This window comes from Buttiauxella noackiae (assembly GCF_000737905.1).
Classification (GTDB): domain Bacteria; phylum Pseudomonadota; class Gammaproteobacteria; order Enterobacterales; family Enterobacteriaceae; genus Buttiauxella; species Buttiauxella noackiae.
The window spans coordinates 1182130-1200872 of the sequence record NZ_JPRU01000002.1; the positions used below are offsets into that span (position 1 = coordinate 1182130).

General features: G+C 50.2%; 15 protein-coding genes. 6 read left to right on the forward strand and 9 right to left on the reverse strand.

The annotated features are described in order from the left end of the window. Window positions 1-16 precede the first annotated feature (16 nt). Window positions 17-2014 carry a transketolase gene (tkt, locus tag IX31_RS13930; protein WP_034459061.1) on the forward strand — a complete coding sequence of 666 codons (1998 nt, stop codon included), beginning with the start codon at window positions 17-19 and terminating at the stop codon, window positions 2012-2014. 55 nt (window positions 2015-2069) lie between these two features. Here the strand turns inward: tkt and IX31_RS13935 are convergent, their stop codons facing one another. From IX31_RS13935 to aegA, 8 genes are all read right to left on the reverse strand, one after another. Continuing rightward, window positions 2070-3113: a DUF1176 domain-containing protein gene (locus tag IX31_RS13935; RefSeq protein ID WP_051880723.1), complete on the reverse strand. Its 1044-nt coding sequence runs from the start codon at window positions 3111-3113 to the stop codon at window positions 2070-2072. A 272-nt stretch (window positions 3114-3385) separates the two neighbouring features. Next, entirely contained in the window at window positions 3386-3961 is a 576-nt protein-coding gene (gene nudK, locus IX31_RS13940) for a GDP-mannose pyrophosphatase NudK (protein ID WP_034459063.1), read from the reverse strand. 193 nt (window positions 3962-4154) lie between these two features. Continuing rightward, window positions 4155-4757: a cytochrome c-type protein NapC gene (napC, locus tag IX31_RS13945; RefSeq protein WP_034459065.1), complete on the reverse strand. Its 603-nt coding sequence runs from the start codon at window positions 4755-4757 to the stop codon at window positions 4155-4157. An 8-nt stretch (window positions 4758-4765) separates the two neighbouring features. Further along, a complete protein-coding gene (gene napB / locus IX31_RS13950) occupies window positions 4766-5215 on the reverse strand; it encodes a nitrate reductase cytochrome c-type subunit (RefSeq protein WP_034459067.1) in 450 nt (149 codons plus the stop codon). Between the two features lie 12 nt (window positions 5216-5227). Next, window positions 5228-7714 (reverse strand): nitrate reductase catalytic subunit NapA, encoded by a 2487-nt coding sequence (gene napA, locus IX31_RS13955; RefSeq protein ID WP_034459071.1) that lies wholly within the window; start codon window positions 7712-7714, stop codon window positions 5228-5230. Then, window positions 7711-7974, reverse strand: coding sequence for a chaperone NapD (gene napD / locus IX31_RS13960; RefSeq protein WP_034459074.1), 264 nt, complete (start codon window positions 7972-7974; stop codon window positions 7711-7713). The genes napA and napD overlap by 4 nt, the downstream gene beginning before the upstream one ends. Then, entirely contained in the window at window positions 7964-8455 is a 492-nt protein-coding gene (napF, locus tag IX31_RS13965; protein ID WP_034459076.1) for a ferredoxin-type protein NapF, read from the reverse strand. The genes napD and napF overlap by 11 nt, the downstream gene beginning before the upstream one ends. Window positions 8456-8684: 229 nt before the next feature. Beyond that, window positions 8685-10682: a formate-dependent uric acid utilization protein AegA gene (gene aegA, locus IX31_RS13970; RefSeq protein ID WP_034459078.1), complete on the reverse strand. Its 1998-nt coding sequence runs from the start codon at window positions 10680-10682 to the stop codon at window positions 8685-8687. A 324-nt stretch (window positions 10683-11006) separates the two neighbouring features. Here aegA and narQ point away from each other — a divergent pair, with 324 nt between their 5' ends. From narQ to acrD, 3 genes are all read left to right on the forward strand, one after another. Further along, window positions 11007-12722: a nitrate/nitrite two-component system sensor histidine kinase NarQ gene (narQ, locus tag IX31_RS13975; protein ID WP_034459080.1), complete on the forward strand. Its 1716-nt coding sequence runs from the start codon at window positions 11007-11009 to the stop codon at window positions 12720-12722. A gap of 32 nt (window positions 12723-12754) precedes the next feature. Next, window positions 12755-13399 carry a nitrate/nitrite response regulator protein NarP gene (narP, locus tag IX31_RS13980; RefSeq protein ID WP_034459083.1) on the forward strand — a complete coding sequence of 215 codons (645 nt, stop codon included), beginning with the start codon at window positions 12755-12757 and terminating at the stop codon, window positions 13397-13399. Between the two features lie 149 nt (window positions 13400-13548). Continuing rightward, entirely contained in the window at window positions 13549-16665 is a 3117-nt protein-coding gene (gene acrD / locus IX31_RS13985; protein WP_034459084.1) for a multidrug efflux RND transporter permease AcrD, read from the forward strand. A gap of 98 nt (window positions 16666-16763) precedes the next feature. Here acrD and ypfM read toward each other — a convergent pair whose 3' ends face one another. Then, window positions 16764-16823 (reverse strand): protein YpfM, encoded by a 60-nt coding sequence (ypfM, locus tag IX31_RS23225; protein ID WP_087867655.1) that lies wholly within the window; start codon window positions 16821-16823, stop codon window positions 16764-16766. A gap of 413 nt (window positions 16824-17236) precedes the next feature. On the opposite strand from ypfM, the gene IX31_RS13990 reads away from it, so the two are divergent. Together IX31_RS13990 and dapE are read left to right on the forward strand one after the other, a co-directional pair. Further along, on the forward strand, window positions 17237-17593 hold the full coding sequence (locus IX31_RS13990) for an ArsC family reductase (protein ID WP_034459087.1): 357 nt from the start codon (window positions 17237-17239) through the stop codon (window positions 17591-17593). A 4-nt stretch (window positions 17594-17597) separates the two neighbouring features. Continuing rightward, window positions 17598-18725 (forward strand): succinyl-diaminopimelate desuccinylase, encoded by a 1128-nt coding sequence (gene dapE / locus IX31_RS13995; protein WP_034459089.1) that lies wholly within the window; start codon window positions 17598-17600, stop codon window positions 18723-18725. Window positions 18726-18743: the final 18 nt, after the last annotated feature.

Consider the following 18743-nt stretch of genomic DNA (forward strand, 5'->3'; position numbering starts at 1 on the left):
AACCACGGAGTGAAACATGTCATCTCGTAAAGAGCTTGCTAATGCCATTCGTGCCCTGAGTATGGACGCGGTACAAAAAGCGAATTCGGGCCACCCTGGCGCACCGATGGGGATGGCAGATATTGCCGAAGTTTTATGGAACGAATTCCTGCACCATAACCCGACGAACCCCACATGGGCTGACCGTGACCGCTTTATTCTCTCTAACGGCCACGCCTCGATGCTGCTCTACAGCCTGTTGCATCTGAGCGGGTATGACTTGCCGATGGAAGAGTTAAAAAACTTCCGTCAGCTTCACTCCAAAACCCCCGGCCATCCGGAAATTGGCTATACACCCGGTGTTGAAACCACCACTGGGCCGCTTGGTCAGGGGTTAGCAAATGCGGTCGGTATGGCGATTGCTGAACGCACGTTAGGGGCGCAATTTAATCGCCCCGACCATGATATTGTCGATCACTTTACCTACGTATTTATGGGGGATGGCTGCCTGATGGAAGGCATCTCCCATGAAGTTTGTTCACTTGCCGGCACCCTCGGTCTTGGCAAGCTTATCGGCTTCTATGACCACAACGGCATCTCAATTGATGGTGAAACTAAAGGCTGGTTTACCGACGATACGGCAAAGCGCTTCGAGGCTTATCACTGGCATGTGGTACATGAAATTGACGGCCACGATCCAGAGGCAGTGAAGAAAGCGATTCAGGAAGCGCAAAGCGTAAAAGATAAACCGTCGCTGATTATCTGCCGCACCATCATTGGCTTTGGTTCGCCAAACAAAGCGGGCAAAGAAGAGGCGCATGGCGCGGCACTCGGCGAGCAGGAAGTGGCGCTTGCCCGTAAACAATTGGGCTGGAAATACCCTGCATTTGAGATCCCAAGAGAGATTTACCAGGCCTGGGATGCCAGAGAAAAAGGCGAGCAGGCAGAAACGGTGTGGAACGATAAGTTTTCCGCTTACGCCAAAGCTCACCCGGAACTAGCCGCTGAATTTAACCGCCGTATGCACGGTGAAATGCCAGAGGATTGGCAGGATCTCACGCAGCAGTACATTGAAAAATTGCAGGCCAACCCAGAGAAAATCGCCACCCGTAAGGCCTCACAAAACACGTTAAATGCCTATGGCCCTAGCCTGCCTGAATTGCTAGGCGGCTCGGCTGACTTAGCGCCAAGTAACCTGACCATCTGGAAAGAGTCCAAATCCATCAAAGAGGATGTCGCCGGGAATTACATTCACTACGGCGTGCGCGAATTCGGTATGACCGCCATTGCTAACGGGATCGCCCATCACGGCGGGTTTGTACCTTATACGGCGACTTTCCTGATGTTTGTGGAGTATGCCCGTAACGCGGCGCGTATGGCGGCATTGATGAAAGCCCGTCAAATCATGGTCTACACCCACGATTCTATCGGCCTTGGCGAAGATGGCCCTACACACCAGGCCGTGGAACAACTCGCCAGCCTGCGTATGACGCCTAACTTCAGCACCTGGCGTCCGTGCGATCAGGTTGAAGCGGCTGTAGCCTGGAAAGCGGCAATCGAGCGGCACAACGGCCCGACGGCACTGATTCTTTCACGTCAGAACCTTACGCAAATGGATCGTACTGCTGAACAAGTCAGTGCCATCAGCCGTGGCGGCTATATTCTGAAAGACAGCGGCGGTACACCGGATGTGATTTTGATAGCCACAGGGTCGGAGATGGAAATTACTGTGCTGGCAGCTGATAAGCTCACAGCCGAAGGCCATAAAGTACGCGTGGTTTCACTGCCTTCGACCGACATTTTTGAAGCACAGGACGAAGCGTATCGCGAGTCGGTGCTGCCTTCAGATATTGCTGCGCGAGTGGCAGTCGAAGCGGGTATTGCTGATTACTGGTACAAATATGTCGGCCTGAAAGGCGCGATTGTCGGCATGACAACTTACGGTGAATCAGCACCTGCCGATAAGCTGTTCCCGTTCTTTGGCTTTACCACAGAGAATGTAGTGGCGAAGGCGAAGAAGGTTTTGGGCGTCTAGTCGAAAATCAATATTGTGAATCCCTATCGTCTTTCAAGTTGCAGGACGATGGGGATTATTTGGTGACCCAAAGTGTCGGCCAGGATGCATTGCTGTTCCATTCATCGCACGCAGGTTCTTCGGCATAACGTACAAGTCGGAAACGCTGGCCGTCAAAACGCCAGCGCGTCGCAACACCACAATCCCCGATGCCGCGTCCTTTCGCCAGCGTAGTCAGCTCTTTGTTCGTTTCATCATACCCGGCGTTCATCAGCTCCAGTTCAGTGTTTCCACTCCCAGGCGTAAACGGCAGTTTTAAGCGAATTTGTCGAGCAGCAAAAGGTTTCTGCCGTGACACCACCCAGGCGAGATCGACCACGTTGTAAGCGCCCGCTTCGCAACCGGTCATCAACAATGCTTTATCATCACTGAGCGCAAACACCCGAACTTCACGACGGGCAGGATCCAGCGAACATTGGCTGTTGTTCATGCGCCATGTTCCGTAATCCAGCAGATCACTCAGCTCCACCTGCGTTAAAGGCGTTGGAGTTGGGTTTGTCAGTGTGACTTCTTTGAGCGCGGGTGCAGGCGGCACGCTCAGCGGCGGATCGTCACCTTTTTTAATCCAGGCCGTTTCACTGCCTACGCGTTGCTGCTGGCTATCAATAAACAACAGCGACGCTTTGAGCCCAACTAAAGAGATATTCCCCTGCCCTTGCGAGAGCGTAATCGCATCCGCGTTAACTACTTTTTCGAGGAAGCTGTTAATCGCATCGGTATCACCAGTTTTGAGATGGTGCGGCGTTTCCTGCCATTTCGCTAAGTCCAGAATTAGCGGCTCGCCTTCCACCAGCAAATGTGGAGCAATCGGCGGAGCTTTAGCTTCTGTGGTGGTCATATTGCCAAGATCTATTCTCAGCGTCGCGTCGGTATGCGCCCCGGCGCTACGGGTAAGCGTCATGACCAAGCCTTGATGCAGTCCAGTGTTACGGGCCGTGCAAAAATTTTGGTTGTTGCAGGTCACTTGCCAGTCGGAGAAAGATTTTTGTGCTGGTGCCGCGAAAACAGAGCTCGCTATCAAGAATAAAAAGAGAAACAGCGATTGTTTGCGCAGAAACATTGGCGACACATATCCTGAGAAGACGAAGAGAGTTTCACGTATACCCAAAATAATTCGAGTTGCATCACGGCAGCAACGGAACGAGTCCCAGGGAGCTTACATAAGTAAGAGATCAGAGTGAGACAACGTAACCAACACAGAGGCAACCTGAAGTATGACGGGCATACAAAAAGTGGCGATATCTTCGTCTGGTTAACGTTTGTACTCAATCGGATTTATCGGATAGATTTACTTAAAATCACCTATCCGTAATCCCTTGAATAACAAAGTTTTTAATTCATGATTCCGCGTAATTGCAGCTGTTGTAACAGAATTACTGTTTTTCCGTCACGAATTTCACCACTTGCTACCATCTCCAGCGCTTGTCTGAAGGGTATTTCAAGGACATCGATATCTTCGTCATCAATGCCTCCACCAGCATTCTCTCGCTGGGAATCGCTGTATTCAGCCATGTAGAAGTGAATAAGCTCCGTTACACCGCCAGGAGACATATACAACTCAAAGACTTTTTCGACTTCCCCAACTTCATAACCCGTTTCTTCGATGGCTTCTTTGCGCGCGCAAACTTCCGGCTCATCGGCATCCAACAGACCAGCGCATGCTTCAATCAGCATGCCATCGGGATTGCCGTTAACCCACGTTGCGACGCGGAACTGACGTGTGAGAACAACGGTGTTTTTATCGCGGTTATACAGCAGCATGGTTGCGCCGTTACCCCGGTCATAGACTTCACGTTTGTGGCGAATAGCTTCGGCTTCGTTACGGTATAGATCGTAGGTGATATTGCGCAGAATGAAGTAATTATCTGAGAGGACTTTATCTTTGATGACTTCGATTTTGATCGACATACCGTCTCCACAATGAGTTAGGGGAGCCGATCATCATAGGCTTTGATCTAGCATATCTGCAACGGGGATTTCCCTAAATAATTCGAGGTGCAGGCATGCAGCAAGACCGTAAGACCCCAGCAGCATAGATAACTATGTGACTGGGGCACTCGGATACAGCCAACACACCTGCAACTCGACGGATGACGGATGATCAGAAGCCGTTCTTCACTTCGCTCATATCCGGCAATTTATGCGCAATCCCCTTGTGGCAATCCACACAGGTTTGCCCATCTTTGACTGCTTTATCATGCATTTTCGCCGCAACGGTTTTCTGAGCAGTGAAATCCATAAAATCAAAGTTATGGCAGTTTCGGCACTCTTGCGAATTGTTATTTTTCATCCTGCGCCACTCGTTTTGCGCCATCGCCAGGCGGTGGTCATCAAACTTTTGTGGCGTGTCGATTAAGCCAAATGCTTTGGCATACAACTCTTTGCTGGCCTGAATTTTACGTAAAATTTTAGGTCCCCATTCGTGGGGAACGTGGCAGTCCGGGCAGGTTGCCCGCACACCGCTGCGGTTGTTGTAATGCACTGTCTGCATATATTCTTCGTAGACGTTGGCACGCATTTCATGGCAACCGATACAAAACTCTTCACGGTTGGTCATCTCCATACCGGTATTAAAACCGCCCCAGAAAATAATTCCACCAGCGAAACCAATCAGCAGTAATGTGCCCAGAGCCAGGCGGCTCGGGCGACGCCACCACTGCCATATGCGCTTGATGATGCCGGGTTTACGGGTTGATTTATCCATAATGACCTCTAGTTCCCAAAACCTTTAGACGGCGTGAATGTGTTTTCGACAATCGGTGCCGCATCAGTTTGAGGTACATGGCATTGCAGGCAGAAGTAACGGCGCGGTGCCACATTAGAAAGTACGTTGCCATCGCTATCCATAAAGTGCGTTGGGCTAACGCGCGGCGCACCTGTAGTCCGGTAATGTTCAACGCCGTGGCATTGCAGGCAACGATTAGTGTTTTTGGAAACCTGGTAGCCGTCAACACTATGCGGAATCATTGGCGGCTGGTTCACGTAATTGAGCGCCATTCTCCCCTGCTGTTTCGGCATATGGATTGAACCTTCCGGAGTACCAGAAACCTCTGGAGACTGGGTAAGATCGACACCATTTGCAGCCCATAAAGCCCCACTAACCAGCAGCGTAAATACCGCCAGCCATTGCAAGAACATCTTAGTCAGGATGGTTTTTTTCATGATTAAATCCCCTTACACCTTCGCCAGTTTTACAGCGCATTTCTTATAATCCGTCTCTTTCGAAAGTGGGTCGGTTGCATCCAGCGTCAGGTTATTCACCAGTTGCGCTGCATCGAAAAACGGCATGTACACCAGCCCTTGCGGCGGTTTGTTGCGACCGCGAGTTTCGACAATCGAAATCACTTCGCCACGACGGGAGATAACTTTCACTTTGTCACCACGCCGCAAATCACGCGCTTTAGCGTCAAGCGGATGGATAAACAGCACAGCTTCCGGGAAGGCACGATGCAATTCCGGAACGCGGCGCGTCATGCTGCCGGTATGCCAGTGTTCCAGCACGCGTCCCGTGGACAGCCACAGGTCATACTCCTGGTCCGGGGATTCTGCCGCAGGCTCAAATGGCAGCGCGAAGATCACCGCTTTGCCGTCTGGTTTGCCATAGAACCTAAAGCCCTCACCCGCTTTTACATACGGATCGTGACCTTCGCTGTAACGCCAGAGCGTCTCTTTACCATCGACCACTGGCCAGCGCAGGCCGCGCGCTTTGTGATAATCATCAAATGGTGCGAGATCGTGCCCGTGGCCGCGACCGAATGCAGCGTACTCTTCGAACAATCCTTTTTGCAGATAGAAGCCCAACTCGCGGGATTCGTCATTAAGCTGATCTTCTGCCAGTTCAGTGACCGGGAATTTGCTGACGTTAGAATTAGCGAACAGCACGTCAAATAACGTTTTGCCACGGTATTCGGGTTTCTGATCGAGCAATTGTGCAGGCCACACCTCTTCCACTTTGAAGCGCTTCGCAAATTGGACGAGCTGCCAGAGATCCGATTTTGCCTCGCCCGGTGCTTTAACCTGCTGGCGCCAGAACTGAGTGCGACGTTCGGCGTTGCCGTATGCACCCTCTTTTTCCACCCACATTGCGGTTGGCAGGATCAGATCGGCGCTCAATGCGCTAATCGTTGGGTAAGGATCGGAGACAATCACGAAGTTGCGCGGATCGCGCCAGCCCGGCATACGCTCTTCGGTAATGTTCGGCCCGGCCTGCATGTTGTTATTACACATCACCCAGTAAACGTTGAGCTTGCCGTCTTTGAGTGCACGATCTTGCGCCACGGCATGTAAACCCACTTTCGCCGGGATGGTGCCTGCTGGCAGTTGCCACATGTTTTCGGTGATTTGGCGGTGTTTCTCGTTTGTCACTACCATGTCTGCAGGTAGGCGGTGGGAGAAGGTGCCGACTTCACGCGCAGTTCCGCACGCCGATGGCTGACCGGTTAAAGAGAATGGCCCACAGCCTGGCTGGGAGATTTTGCCGGTCAATAAGTGAATGTTGTAAACGAGGTTATTCGCCCAAACACCACGTGAATGCTGGTTGAAACCCATCGTCCAATAAGAAATGACTTTCTTGTTCGGGTCGGCATACACCTTCGCCAGCGCTTCAAGCTGGTCTTGCGGCACACCACTCATTTCAGCGGTTTTTTCCAGCGTGTACTCGGCAACAAAGGCTTTGTAATCGTCAAAGCTCATTGGCTCAGAGGCATCTGAACCTGGATTTTTCGCCGCTTTTTCCAGTGGATGCGTCGGACGCAAACCATAGCCAATATCCGTCGTGCCCTTACGCAAATTCACATGCTGCTTAAAGAACGACTCGTTGATGGCATTGTTCTGAATGATGTAGTTGGCGATGTAGTTCAGAATCGCCAGGTCGGTTTGCGGCGTGAACACCATGCCGTTGTCTGCCAGCTCGAAACTACGATGCTGGAAGGTAGAAAGAACCGCGACTTCAACGTTTTCATTCGATAGACGGCGGTTAGTGATGCGCGACCATAAAACCGGGTGCATCTCGGCCATATTCGAGCCCCACAACACGAACGCGTCGGCCTGCTCGATATCGTCGTAGCAGCCCATCGGCTCATCCATGCCGAAAGTGCGCATGAATCCTACAACGGCTGAAGCCATGCAGTGGCGTGCGTTCGGGTCAAGGTTGTTGGAACGGAAACCGGCTTTGAATAATTTAGACGCGGCATACCCTTCCCACACCGTCCACTGCCCGGAACCAAACATACCGATCGCTTCCGGCCCTTTCTCTTTCAGGCTGGTCTTAAATTTTTGTTCCATGATGTCGAAGGCCTGATCCCAGGTGATGGGAGCAAACTCACCTTCTTTATCGTACTGTCCGTCTTTCATGCGCAACAGCGGCTGTGTAAGACGGTCTTTTCCGTACATAATTTTTGGCAGGAAGTAGCCTTTGATGCAGTTCAGGCCACGGTTAACTGGTGCATCCGGGTCGCCCTGGCTTGCAACAACACGTCCGTCCTGGGTACCGACTAATACGCCACAACCGGTGCCACAAAAACGGCACGGGGCTTTATCCCATTTAATGGCATCTTGTTTCCCGACAACCGCACGGGCAACGCTCGGTACGCTAAGGCCAGCAGCGGCCGCCGCGGCTGCAATAGCGTTCGCTTTCATAAAGCTACGACGACTGAGTTTCATGGTGTTTCCTCACCTTGCTCATCCTGCTGGTGATAAACCAGCGACACCGCCAACACGCCCGCAATATTGCGTGCCGACTCAATTTGATTCAGCAGCACGTCACTACGCTCTGCTTCCATAACTACGACCAATTTTCCGTGTTCAGCATCACTTGCCGCGACTTCACTACCCGGCAGTTCGTTCAATGCGGCACTGACTGCGAGAATATTGAGTGGTTGCGTCTGAACCACCAGGCCTGCGACGTGCCAGTTAGCTTGCATTTGCGTGCCTCATTTTGATGGCTGAAACCGGACAACCCGATATACATGCCCCGCAAGCGGTGCAATCGGTGTGATTGAGTAGAGGTTGTGCAATCCCCTGCAGAGAAGGGCGAAATGAAATAGCCTGCGTGTCGCAGATGTCCTGGCAGCTACGGCATTCGATGCTATTTTTAGCCAGGCAGTTATCGCCAATAGACAGTGTGTGTTCCCACGGGGAAACCTCACGAGCCAGGAAAAGTTGCTCCGGGCAGGCTTGCGCACAGGCGTAGCAAAAAGTGCATTCACCGTGATCAAAGTTAACTTCGGGATAGCCGCCCTGGCCGCGTTTCAGGACGCGGGTTTCACAGGCCGATAAGCAGGTATCGCAGCGAGTGCAATCCACCAGGAAATGGTTTTCATCTCCGCTCCAGGGTGGGCGGAAAGCGGTTGCGGAGCGTCGAAAGCTCCCGGTCAATAATCCACGTCGGGAAAAATCAGCCATAAGGCACATCCTTGCATCACAAATGCCGGCCTTCACAGTGTTGAAGCCAGCAAACACATCTGTGTTATCTCCGTAATTTTCTACGGGTTTTTATAGGGTGATACGTTATGTGACAAAGGGGGAGTAGAGGCATCACCCTTTAGGGGTAAATGCAGGGGTAGGATCAAAAAGGAATTCGGTTTGTAAAACAAACACTCACCCCGTCAATGAGACGGGGTGAAATTAACGACTAGTTAAGGCGTTGGGGCGGCACTTCAAGATATTCCATAATGCCCGCAGCAGCGTGGCGCCCTTCCGCCATCGCCGTGACCACCAGGTCAGCACCCCGGACCGCATCACCACCAGCAAAGATTTTCGGGTTACTGGTCTGGTAGAGTAATTTATCTTCGACACTGGCAAGGATTCTCCCCCAGCTATCAAGCTTCACACTGTGCTCTTCGAGCCATGGCATGCCATGAGGGTGGAAACCAAACGCCATAATTACAGCATCGGCTGGCATGATAAATTCAGAGCCTACAATCGGTTCCGGACGACGGCGACCTTGCTCATCTGGCTCACCCATTTGGGTGCGCAGCATACGAATGCCCATCACTTGCCCGCGGTCATCCAGTTCAATATTCAGCGGCTGCACATTGAACTCAAACAACGCCCCTTCTTCCCGCGCGTTTTTGACCTCTTTTTTGGAACCGGGCATATTGGCTTCATCGCGACGATAGGCACAAGTGACTTGCTGCGCACCATGGCGTAGCGAAGTTCGAACGCAATCCATTGCCGTATCACCGCCGCCGAGCACCACCACCTGCTTTCCTGCCATGTTGATATACGGCTCGTCAGGCAACTCCGGTAATCCCATTACCTGTTTAGTATTCGCAATCAGGAACGGCAGCGCATCGTATACACCTGGCGCATCTTCGTTCGGCAGCCCTGCTTTCATTGAACGATAAGTCCCCACACCAACAAACACCGCGTCAAAATCATCCAGCACCTGTTGTAGAGAAATGTCGCGACCAATCTCGGTATTGAGTTTGAATTCAATCCCCATCGAACTGAAGATTTCACGGCGGCGACTTAACAGCGATTTATCCAGTTTGAATGCAGGAATACCAAACGTCAGGAGTCCACCTATTTCGGGATGGCGGTCAAATACAGTAGCTTTAATCCCATTGCGCGCCAGAATATCCGCGCAGGCGAGGCCGGCAGGGCCAGCACCAATCACGGCGACGCGGCGACTAGTTGGTTTGACATAAGAAAGATCCGGCGTCCAACCGCTGGCAAAGGCTTTATCGGAAATATAACGCTCTATATTGCCGATGGTGACCGCACCATATTCATCTTTGAGGGTACAGGCACTCTCACATAAACGGTCTTGTGGGCATACACGGCCAGTCACTTCTGGCAGGCAGTTTGTCTGGTGCGAAAGTTCCACAGCTTCCAGAATGCGCCCTTCTTTGACCAATTCAATCCAATGCGGGATATGGTTATGTAGCGGGCAAGTCCACTCGCAAATACTATGCTCGCCACATTTCATGCAACGATCAGCCTGGCTTTTAGCCTGATTTTTATCAAAGGTGAGATAGATTTCATCAAAGCCTGTTTTGCGCAAAACCAGGTCAATTTTATCAGGATCCTGCCGCGCAGGAGTGGCACGCATTTTTTCCACTTTACTTGAATCAGCATTCACAGACAGCTGCTGTGCTGTTTGCTGGGCCGTGGTATGCCACGGCAGAGATTCCTGAGACGCCGAGCGTAAACGCCGGTTTTTTGCCAGGGCGGCAAGCGTCTCGCTATTAATTAATTTCAGCGCCTTACTGGGGCAATTTTCCACACAAGCTGGGCCATTTTTACGGTCATGGCATAAATCGCATTTATGGGCGTTTGCTTTAACGGAGCGCCCATCATTAATTGGAGTGGTGAGAACCTGCATCGCTCCAAACGGGCACGCTACCACGCAGGATTTACAGCCAATACACTTGTGTTGATTAACTTGAACACTGTCATTTACACGTGAAATAGCTTCGTTGGGGCAACTGCTTGCACACGGAGCATCTTCGCAATGACGACAAGTTACCGCATTGCGCCTTCCCTGATGTTTAATAACAGAGATCCGTGGCTGAAATTGTCGGGTGGTCAGAACATGCTTTTCATCATTGTGAGCCATTACGCAGGCGACTTCACATGCATGACAACCGATACAAAGCTGTGCGTTGGCAAGAACAAAACGATTCATTTTTACCCCTTTGCCCGTTATCACAAACAGGAGGCTATTTTTTATGGGGGTATGTTATGACCTGGCAAAGTCTTCGCTGGCAATGGTCATTTGCCCAGTTTGCTGCGAAATCTGCTAATAACCTGGTAAGGATCAATTTATTTTCGTGTTTAATGAAACATCGTTTTGCACCAACTTGTTATGCAACGGTTATGCTTCTGATGTGTGCTGGTTAATTCTGTAAGTTTGTTTTGGAAGATATGCCGAAATATAGCCAACAAGAATTTCTGACATCTTACGTTTCTGATACGTTTCGCTCTCAACTATTTCGATGGGTTATTATAAGTGATAGTAAAACGCTCGCTCTCCACAAGCCTTGCCCGAGCTTTCTTTTACATTATTCTGCTATCGCTGCTTTCCACAGGCATCGCGATGTTAACCCTTGCCAGCAGTTTGCGTGATGCCGAGGCGATTAACGTCGCAGGTTCGTTACGAATGCAGAGCTATCGCCTGGGATATGATTTGCAAGGCGACCGCCTCAATCTGGAGAAACATCTCGAGCAGTACAGCCAGTCGCTGCGCTCTCCAGCCTTGCTTAAAATTGAAAAATTCTGGGTTCCCGCGGAAGTACGTAACCGTTTTGCGGTGATTAACCATGCCTGGTCTGATATGGAAAACCATATTCGCCAGGGCGATTTGCAATGGTACAAGACCAACATTACCGGCTATGTGGCACAAATTGATCTGTTTGTCCTGGCCCTTCAACACTATGCCGAACGCAAAATGATGCAGGTGGTGATAGCTTCAGTGTTGGGTTTTATTGCCATTTTCACACTGGTTTTTTTCACCTTACGCCGCTTTCGCCACCAGGTTGTAGCGCCTCTGAACAAACTAATGGAAGCAAGTCGCACTATTGAACGCGGTGAGTTTGATTACCCGCCACTAAACTCACAGCTACCAAATGAACTGGGCTTGTTGTCACATACCTTCACGCGCATGTCAGGCGAGTTACACAAACTTTATCGTTCACTTGAAGAGAGTGTGCAGGAAAAAACGCTGGACCTGCAGGAGGCCAATCAGACGTTGGAAGTGCTATATGCCTGCTCACAAGCACTGACCGTCAGCACCATAGACAAGCACTGTTTTGAACGAGTGTTGCAGCAGGTGCGTCAGAAAACACCGGTCAATTATCTAGAGATGAAAACGGGTGAAAACTGGAAAATAGAGGAAGGCGTTCAACACGATGAGGAAGCATGGCAAACATTGCCGATTGTGCTTGAGAATAAAGAATTAGGTTTGCTCCGTTGGCAGGCTCCGGAAGGTGTTCCTCCAGAACCATTAATGCAAAGTCTGGCAAATATGTTGGGCCGTGGTCTCTACTTCAACCAGGCGCAAAAACACTATCAACAATTGTTGCTGATGGAAGAGCGCGCGACGATTGCCCGCGAATTACACGACTCGCTGGCGCAAGTGCTCTCTTATTTACGTATCCAACTCACGTTACTCAAACGTGCAGTACCGGCAGAAAACCAGGCTGCGCAGCGCATTATTGGCGATTTTTCCCAAGCTCTTAACGATGCGTATCGCCAGTTACGTGAGCTATTGACGACCTTCCGCCTGACACTTCAGCAGGCAGATTTACCCTCTGCATTGCAGGAAATGATTGCCCCGCTGCGCAACCAGACTAAAGCCGTTATTATCATGGAATGCGACATCCCCACTCAGGCGCTGGATGCCTCGCAACAGGTGCATTTGTTGCAGATTATTCGTGAGGGTGTGCTGAATGCTATTAAACATGCGCAAGCACAAAAAATATCCGTAAGCTGTAAAACATCCTCTAAAGGGATTCATACTGTGAGTATTCTTGATGATGGCACTGGAATTGCCAGCCTGACAGAGCCTGAAGGGCATTACGGATTAAATATCATGCACGAACGCGCAGCTCGCTTAGGTGGCGAGTTGGCTATTTCCCGCCCGGCAGAGGGCGGAACATTGATTACGATGACTTTTCGTTCGCCGCCATCAAACCAGGCAACGAACGAAACGCCGCTGAACCTATAACGATAATAATGTGAACAATATTGGGAGTTGTGATGAGTGAGAAAAATGTCTGCCAGGTATTAATCGTCGATGATCATCCGTTAATGCGTCGTGGCATCCGTCAGTTGCTGGAAATGGATGACAGTTTTAGTGTTGTAGGTGAAGCAAGCAGCGGCGCAGAAGCCATTAGCCTTGCGAATCGCTTGACCCCTGATCTGATTTTGCTCGATCTGAATATGAAAGGGTTGAGCGGATTGGATACATTAAATGCCCTGCGCCGTGATGGCGTTAGTGCCCGTATCATCGTGCTGACAGTTTCTGATTCACGCAGCGATATTTTCACCCTGATAGATGCCGGAGCCGACGGTTATTTGCTTAAAGATAGCGACCCCGATGTACTGCTGGAGGATATCCACCGGGGTGCAACCGAAGGAGAAGCTTACAGTGAACAAGTCGCTGAATATTTACGAACCCGCAGTACAGATAAACGTAGTGATGATCCTTTCGCGGTGCTAACCGAACGTGAACTGGATGTGTTGCAAGAAGTCGCTAAGGGATTGTCAAACAAGCAAATTGCCTCTGACCTACATATCTCTGAAGAGACTGTGAAAGTGCATATCCGCAATTTACTGCGTAAACTCCAGGTGCGTTCACGAGTCGCTGCAACCGTGCTGTTCCTTGAGAGCCGGGGCTTTTAAGCCCTGTTTCAACAAGTAAAACCGCTACATAGCGCGAAAATAATTTACAATATCTCCTTATTTCCTCCACGTTTGGACTTGCGGTTAAGGCTACAGTGACGACTGATATCAATAATCACAATGTGAAGTACTGACGAGGTCCTGACTGAATGGCGAATTTCTTTATTAATCGCCCCATTTTTGCCTGGGTGCTAGCCATTATTTTGTGCCTTACCGGTGCGCTGGCTATTTTTTCACTTCCCGTAGAGCAATACCCCGACCTCGCACCGCCAAATGTGCGTATCACGGCAAACTACCCAGGTGCATCAGCGCAAACGCTGGAAAATACGGTCACTCAGGTTATCGAGCAGAATATGACCGGGCTGGACAACATGATGTATATGTCGTCCCAAAGTAGCAGCGCAGGCCAGGCGACGATCACGCTGAGCTTTAAAGCCGGAACCGATCCTGATGAAGCAGTGCAGCAGGTACAAAACCAGTTGCAGTCAGCATTACGTAAACTGCCACAAGCAGTACAAACCCAGGGCGTAACGGTCAGAAAAACAGGTGACACCAATATCTTGATGGTGGCGTTTGTTTCGACCGATGGCAGCATGGATAAGCAAGATATCGCGGACTACGTTGCCAGTAATATTCAGGACCCGATCAGCCGAATTAACGGCGTTGGTGATGTCGATGCTTATGGTTCGCAATATTCGATGCGCATTTGGCTCGATCCTACCAAACTCACCAGTTTCCAGATGACCACCCAAGATGTGGTGGATGCAATCAAATCGCAGAATGCGCAAATTGCGGTAGGCCAGTTGGGTGGAACACCGTCTGTCGATATGCAGGCGCTGAACGCCACCGTTAACTCGCAGTCATTGCTGCAAACGCCACAACAGTTCAAAGATATTACGCTGCGTGTAAATCAGGATGGTTCTTTGGTTTCACTGGGCGATGTTGCAGATGTTGAACTGGGTGCCGAAAAATACGACTTCCTGAGCCGTTATAACGGACAACCTGCATCGGGGCTGGGGATCAAGCTCGCGTCAGGCGCGAACGAGATGGAAACCGATAAACTCGCGCGCGCAAAAATTGACGAGCTATCACAATTCTTCCCTCACGGTCTGGAAGCGAAGATTGCTTACGAAACCACGCCTTTTGTGAAAGCCTCGATTACTGATGTCGTGAAAACCCTGCTGGAAGCCATACTGCTGGTATTCCTCGTCATGTACCTGTTCTTACAGAATTTCAGAGCGACGCTAATTCCGACTATCGCCGTACCGGTTGTGCTTTTAGGCACTTTTTCGGTGCTCTATGCCTTTGGCTACAGTATTAATACCCTGACGATGTTTGCCATGGTTCTGGCTATCGGTTTGTTGGTAGATGACGCCATTGTGGTCGTCGAAAACGTCGAACGCATAATGAGTGAGGAAGGGTTATCACCTAAAGAGGCAACCCGTAAATCTATGGGCCAGATTCAAGGCGCATTGGTCGGGATTGCGATGGTGCTGTCTGCGGTGTTTGTGCCTATGGCATTCTTTGGCGGCACGACCGGGGCCATTTACCGCCAGTTCTCAATAACCATCGTCTCCGCGATGGTGTTGTCGGTCCTGGTAGCGATGATTCTGACTCCCGCTTTGTGTGCCACGATACTGAAACCACTGCATAAAGGTGAACACCATGGCCAGAAAGGTTTCTTTGGCTGGTTTAACCGTATGTTTAATCGTAATGCGGAGCGTTACGAATCAGGAGTGGGGAAAATTCTGGCGCACAGCCTGCGCTGGATTCTGATTTATGTGCTGCTGATTGGCGGCATGGTGTTCCTGTTCCTACGCTTGCCAACCTCTTTCTTGCCGCTGGAAGATCAGGGCGTATTTACCACATCGATACAATTACCAAGTGGTTCGACACAGCAACAAACAACCAAAGTAGTGGAAAAACTCGAACAGTATTATCTGACTAAAGAGAAAGATAACGTCTTGTCGGTATTCTCAACCATTGGCTCCGGGCCTGGCGGTAACGGGCAAAACGTGGCTCGTATGTTTGTGCGACTGAAAGACTGGGATGTACGTGATCCTAATACAGCCAGTTCATTTGCCATTATCGAACGGGCAACTAAAGCCTTTCGTGACATTAAAGAAGCGCGTGTAATTGCCAGCAGCCCACCAGCCATCAGCGGCTTAGGTAATGCCGCAGGTTTTGATATGGAATTGCAGGACCACGCAGGTGCCGGGCACGATGCGCTAATGCAGGCTCGCGATCAGTTACTGGATATGGCGAGCAACGAAAAACTGCTGACCCGCGTGCGGCACAACGGTTTAGACGATAGCCCGCAAATGCAGATAGATATCGACCAACGCAAAGCGCAAGCACTGGGTGTGTCCATTGACGATATCAATAACACGTTGCAAACAGCCTGGGGCTCGAGCTACGTGAACGATTTTATGGATCGCGGGCGCGTGAAAAAGGTCTATGTCCAGGCGGGTGCTAAATATCGCATGCTGCCAGAAGATATTAACCAGTGGTACGTTCGCAACAAAGACGGTGGAATGGTGCCCTTCTCTGCATTTGCCAGCACACACTGGGAAACAGGCTCACCTCGACTTGAACGTTATAATGGCTATTCAGCCTTGGAAATCGTTGGTGAAGCCGCGCCTGGCATAAGTACCGGGACCGCTATGCAGGTGATGGAAACCCTGGTGCAAAAACTGCCAACAGGGTTTGGCCTGGAATGGACGGGCATGTCTTATCAGGAACGGCTGTCAGGGGCACAGGCTCCCGCGCTATACGCCATCTCATTATTAGTGGTGTTCTTGTGCCTTGCGGCGCTTTATGAAAGCTGGTCAGTGCCATTCTCGGTCATGCTAGTTGTCCCATTGGGTGTGATCGGTGCGCTATTAGCAACATGGATGCGCGGCCTGGAAAATGACGTGTACTTCCAGGTGGGGTTGTTAACGGTTATCGGACTGGCGGCCAAGAACGCCATTCTTATTGTTGAATTCGCCAACGATATGAATGCCCAGGGCCGCGAACTGGTTGCCGCAACGCTTGACGCCTGCCGCCAACGTTTACGCCCGATACTGATGACATCTCTGGCGTTTATCTTCGGCGTGTTGCCAATGGCAACCAGCAGTGGTGCGGGTTCCGGTAGCCAGCATGCGGTTGGTACCGGGGTCATGGGCGGGATGATTTCAGCGACCGTGTTGGCGATATTCTTCGTACCATTATTCTTTGTGCTGGTGCGCAGAAGATTCCCACTCAAGGAACATTCAGATAGCTAACTAACAAAAAAGCGACCTTAACAGGTCGCTTTTTGTATGGCTCAAAGGATATTGAGAATTAGAACATCATGTTCCCATTGTTTTTTTACCCGGTTAGATCATTTACGAAGCATATCTTCAATGAAATCTTTCCAGTTCCCTAGTTCGTGCTCAATCATAACCGCCTCTCTTATAATTGCTTTAATTATACGTAATCCCTTCCATGGAGTGAAGCGCCATTACTTTTGCTGCTTCACTGGCTATCTATCATCAAATATTGAGAGTCGACTGCGTATGGACTTAATTATTAGCTCAGTAGGTATTTAATAATGTGATGAAACACTTGAAATAAAATGTTTCAGTGACTCAGAAGCCCTGAAAGCCACGAAAATCGGACTTTTCGTAGCAATCCAAGACGCTGAATTCTCCAGATGCCAAACGGCGATAAATTAATCAAATCAGCAAAAAGAAACTTTATTACCTAACTTTCAGATTAGCAATTGAGTTATATTTTTCCTTGCAACTTTTTTATCATTTTATTTATTCTAAATTCCTGCATAAATAATCACTGCCAAAAATAAGGATTTAACCCGTGATAATTCTCTACGGTATTAAAAACTGCGACACCATCAAGAAAGCACGCCGTTGGTTGGATACTCAAGATGTGGAATATCAATTCCATGACTATCGTGTAGATGGGTTAGATGCCGAATTATTGAATACTTTTATTACCGAATTAGGTTGGGAAGCACTGCTGAATACGCGAGGAACGACCTGGCGCAAACTCGACGAAGCACATCGCGCAAGTATTACTGACATCCAGACTGCAGCAACGCTAATGCTCGAAATGCCAGCAATCATCAAACGCCCATTGCTCTACGCGCCCGGTCAGCCTATGCTGCTTGGTTTCAATGAATCGAACTATAAGAAGTTTATCAACGAGGTATAGAGCTATGTCTTGCCCGGTTATTGAGCTGACGCAACAGCTTATCCGCCGCCCTTCTCTTAGCCCTGACGACGCTGGCTGCCAGGCGCTGATGATTGAGAGACTACGTGCCATTGGTTTTACTATCGAGCACATGGATTTTGGCGACACGCAAAACTTCTGGGCATGGAGAGGAAAAGGCGAAACGCTGGCGTTTGCTGGCCATACCGACGTCGTGCCTTCTGGTGATGCTGACCGCTGGATTAACCCTCCGTTTGAACCGACTATCCGTGATGGCATGCTATTTGGTCGTGGTGCTGCAGATATGAAAGGCTCACTTGCCGCGATGGTGGTTGCTGCAGAACGTTTTGTGGCACAGAACCCGCGCCACAAAGGCCGCCTTGCATTTCTCATCACGTCTGATGAAGAAGCCAGCGCCAAAAATGGCACTGTGAAAGTAGTCGAAACATTAATGGCGCGCCATGAAAGGCTCGATTACTGCCTGGTTGGTGAACCTTCAAGCACTGAAGTGGTTGGCGATGTGGTGAAAAACGGCCGCCGTGGCTCGTTGACGTGTAACCTGACCGTTCACGGGGTGCAGGGACACGTTGCTTACCCGCATCTGGCTGATAACCCTGTTCATCGTGCAGCGCCTATGCTCAATGAGCTGGTCAATATTGAGTGGGATAAAGGTAACGAATTCTTCCCTGCCACCAGCATGCAGATTGCCAACGTTCAAGCCGGCACCGGCAGTAATAACGTGATTCCGGGCGATCTCTATGTGCAGTTCAACTTCCGCTTCAGCACCGAACTGACTGATGAAGACATCAAGCAACGCGTTATTGCCCTGCTCGATAAATATGAATTGCGTTATACCCTCGACTGGTGGCTCTCGGGCCAACCGTTCCTCACTTCACGCGGAAAGCTGGTTGATGCGGTAGTGAATGCAGTTGAGCACTATAATGAAATTAGACCGCAACTGTTGACCACCGGCGGCACATCCGATGGGCGCTTTATCGCACGCATGGGGGCACAGGTGGTGGAACTTGGGCCAGTGAACGCGACTATTCATAAAATTAATGAGTGTGTTAACGCCGCTGACCTGCAAATGTTGGCTCGTATGTATCAACGCATTATGGAGCAGCTTGTCGCCTGACAGGCCGAACAAATTAAG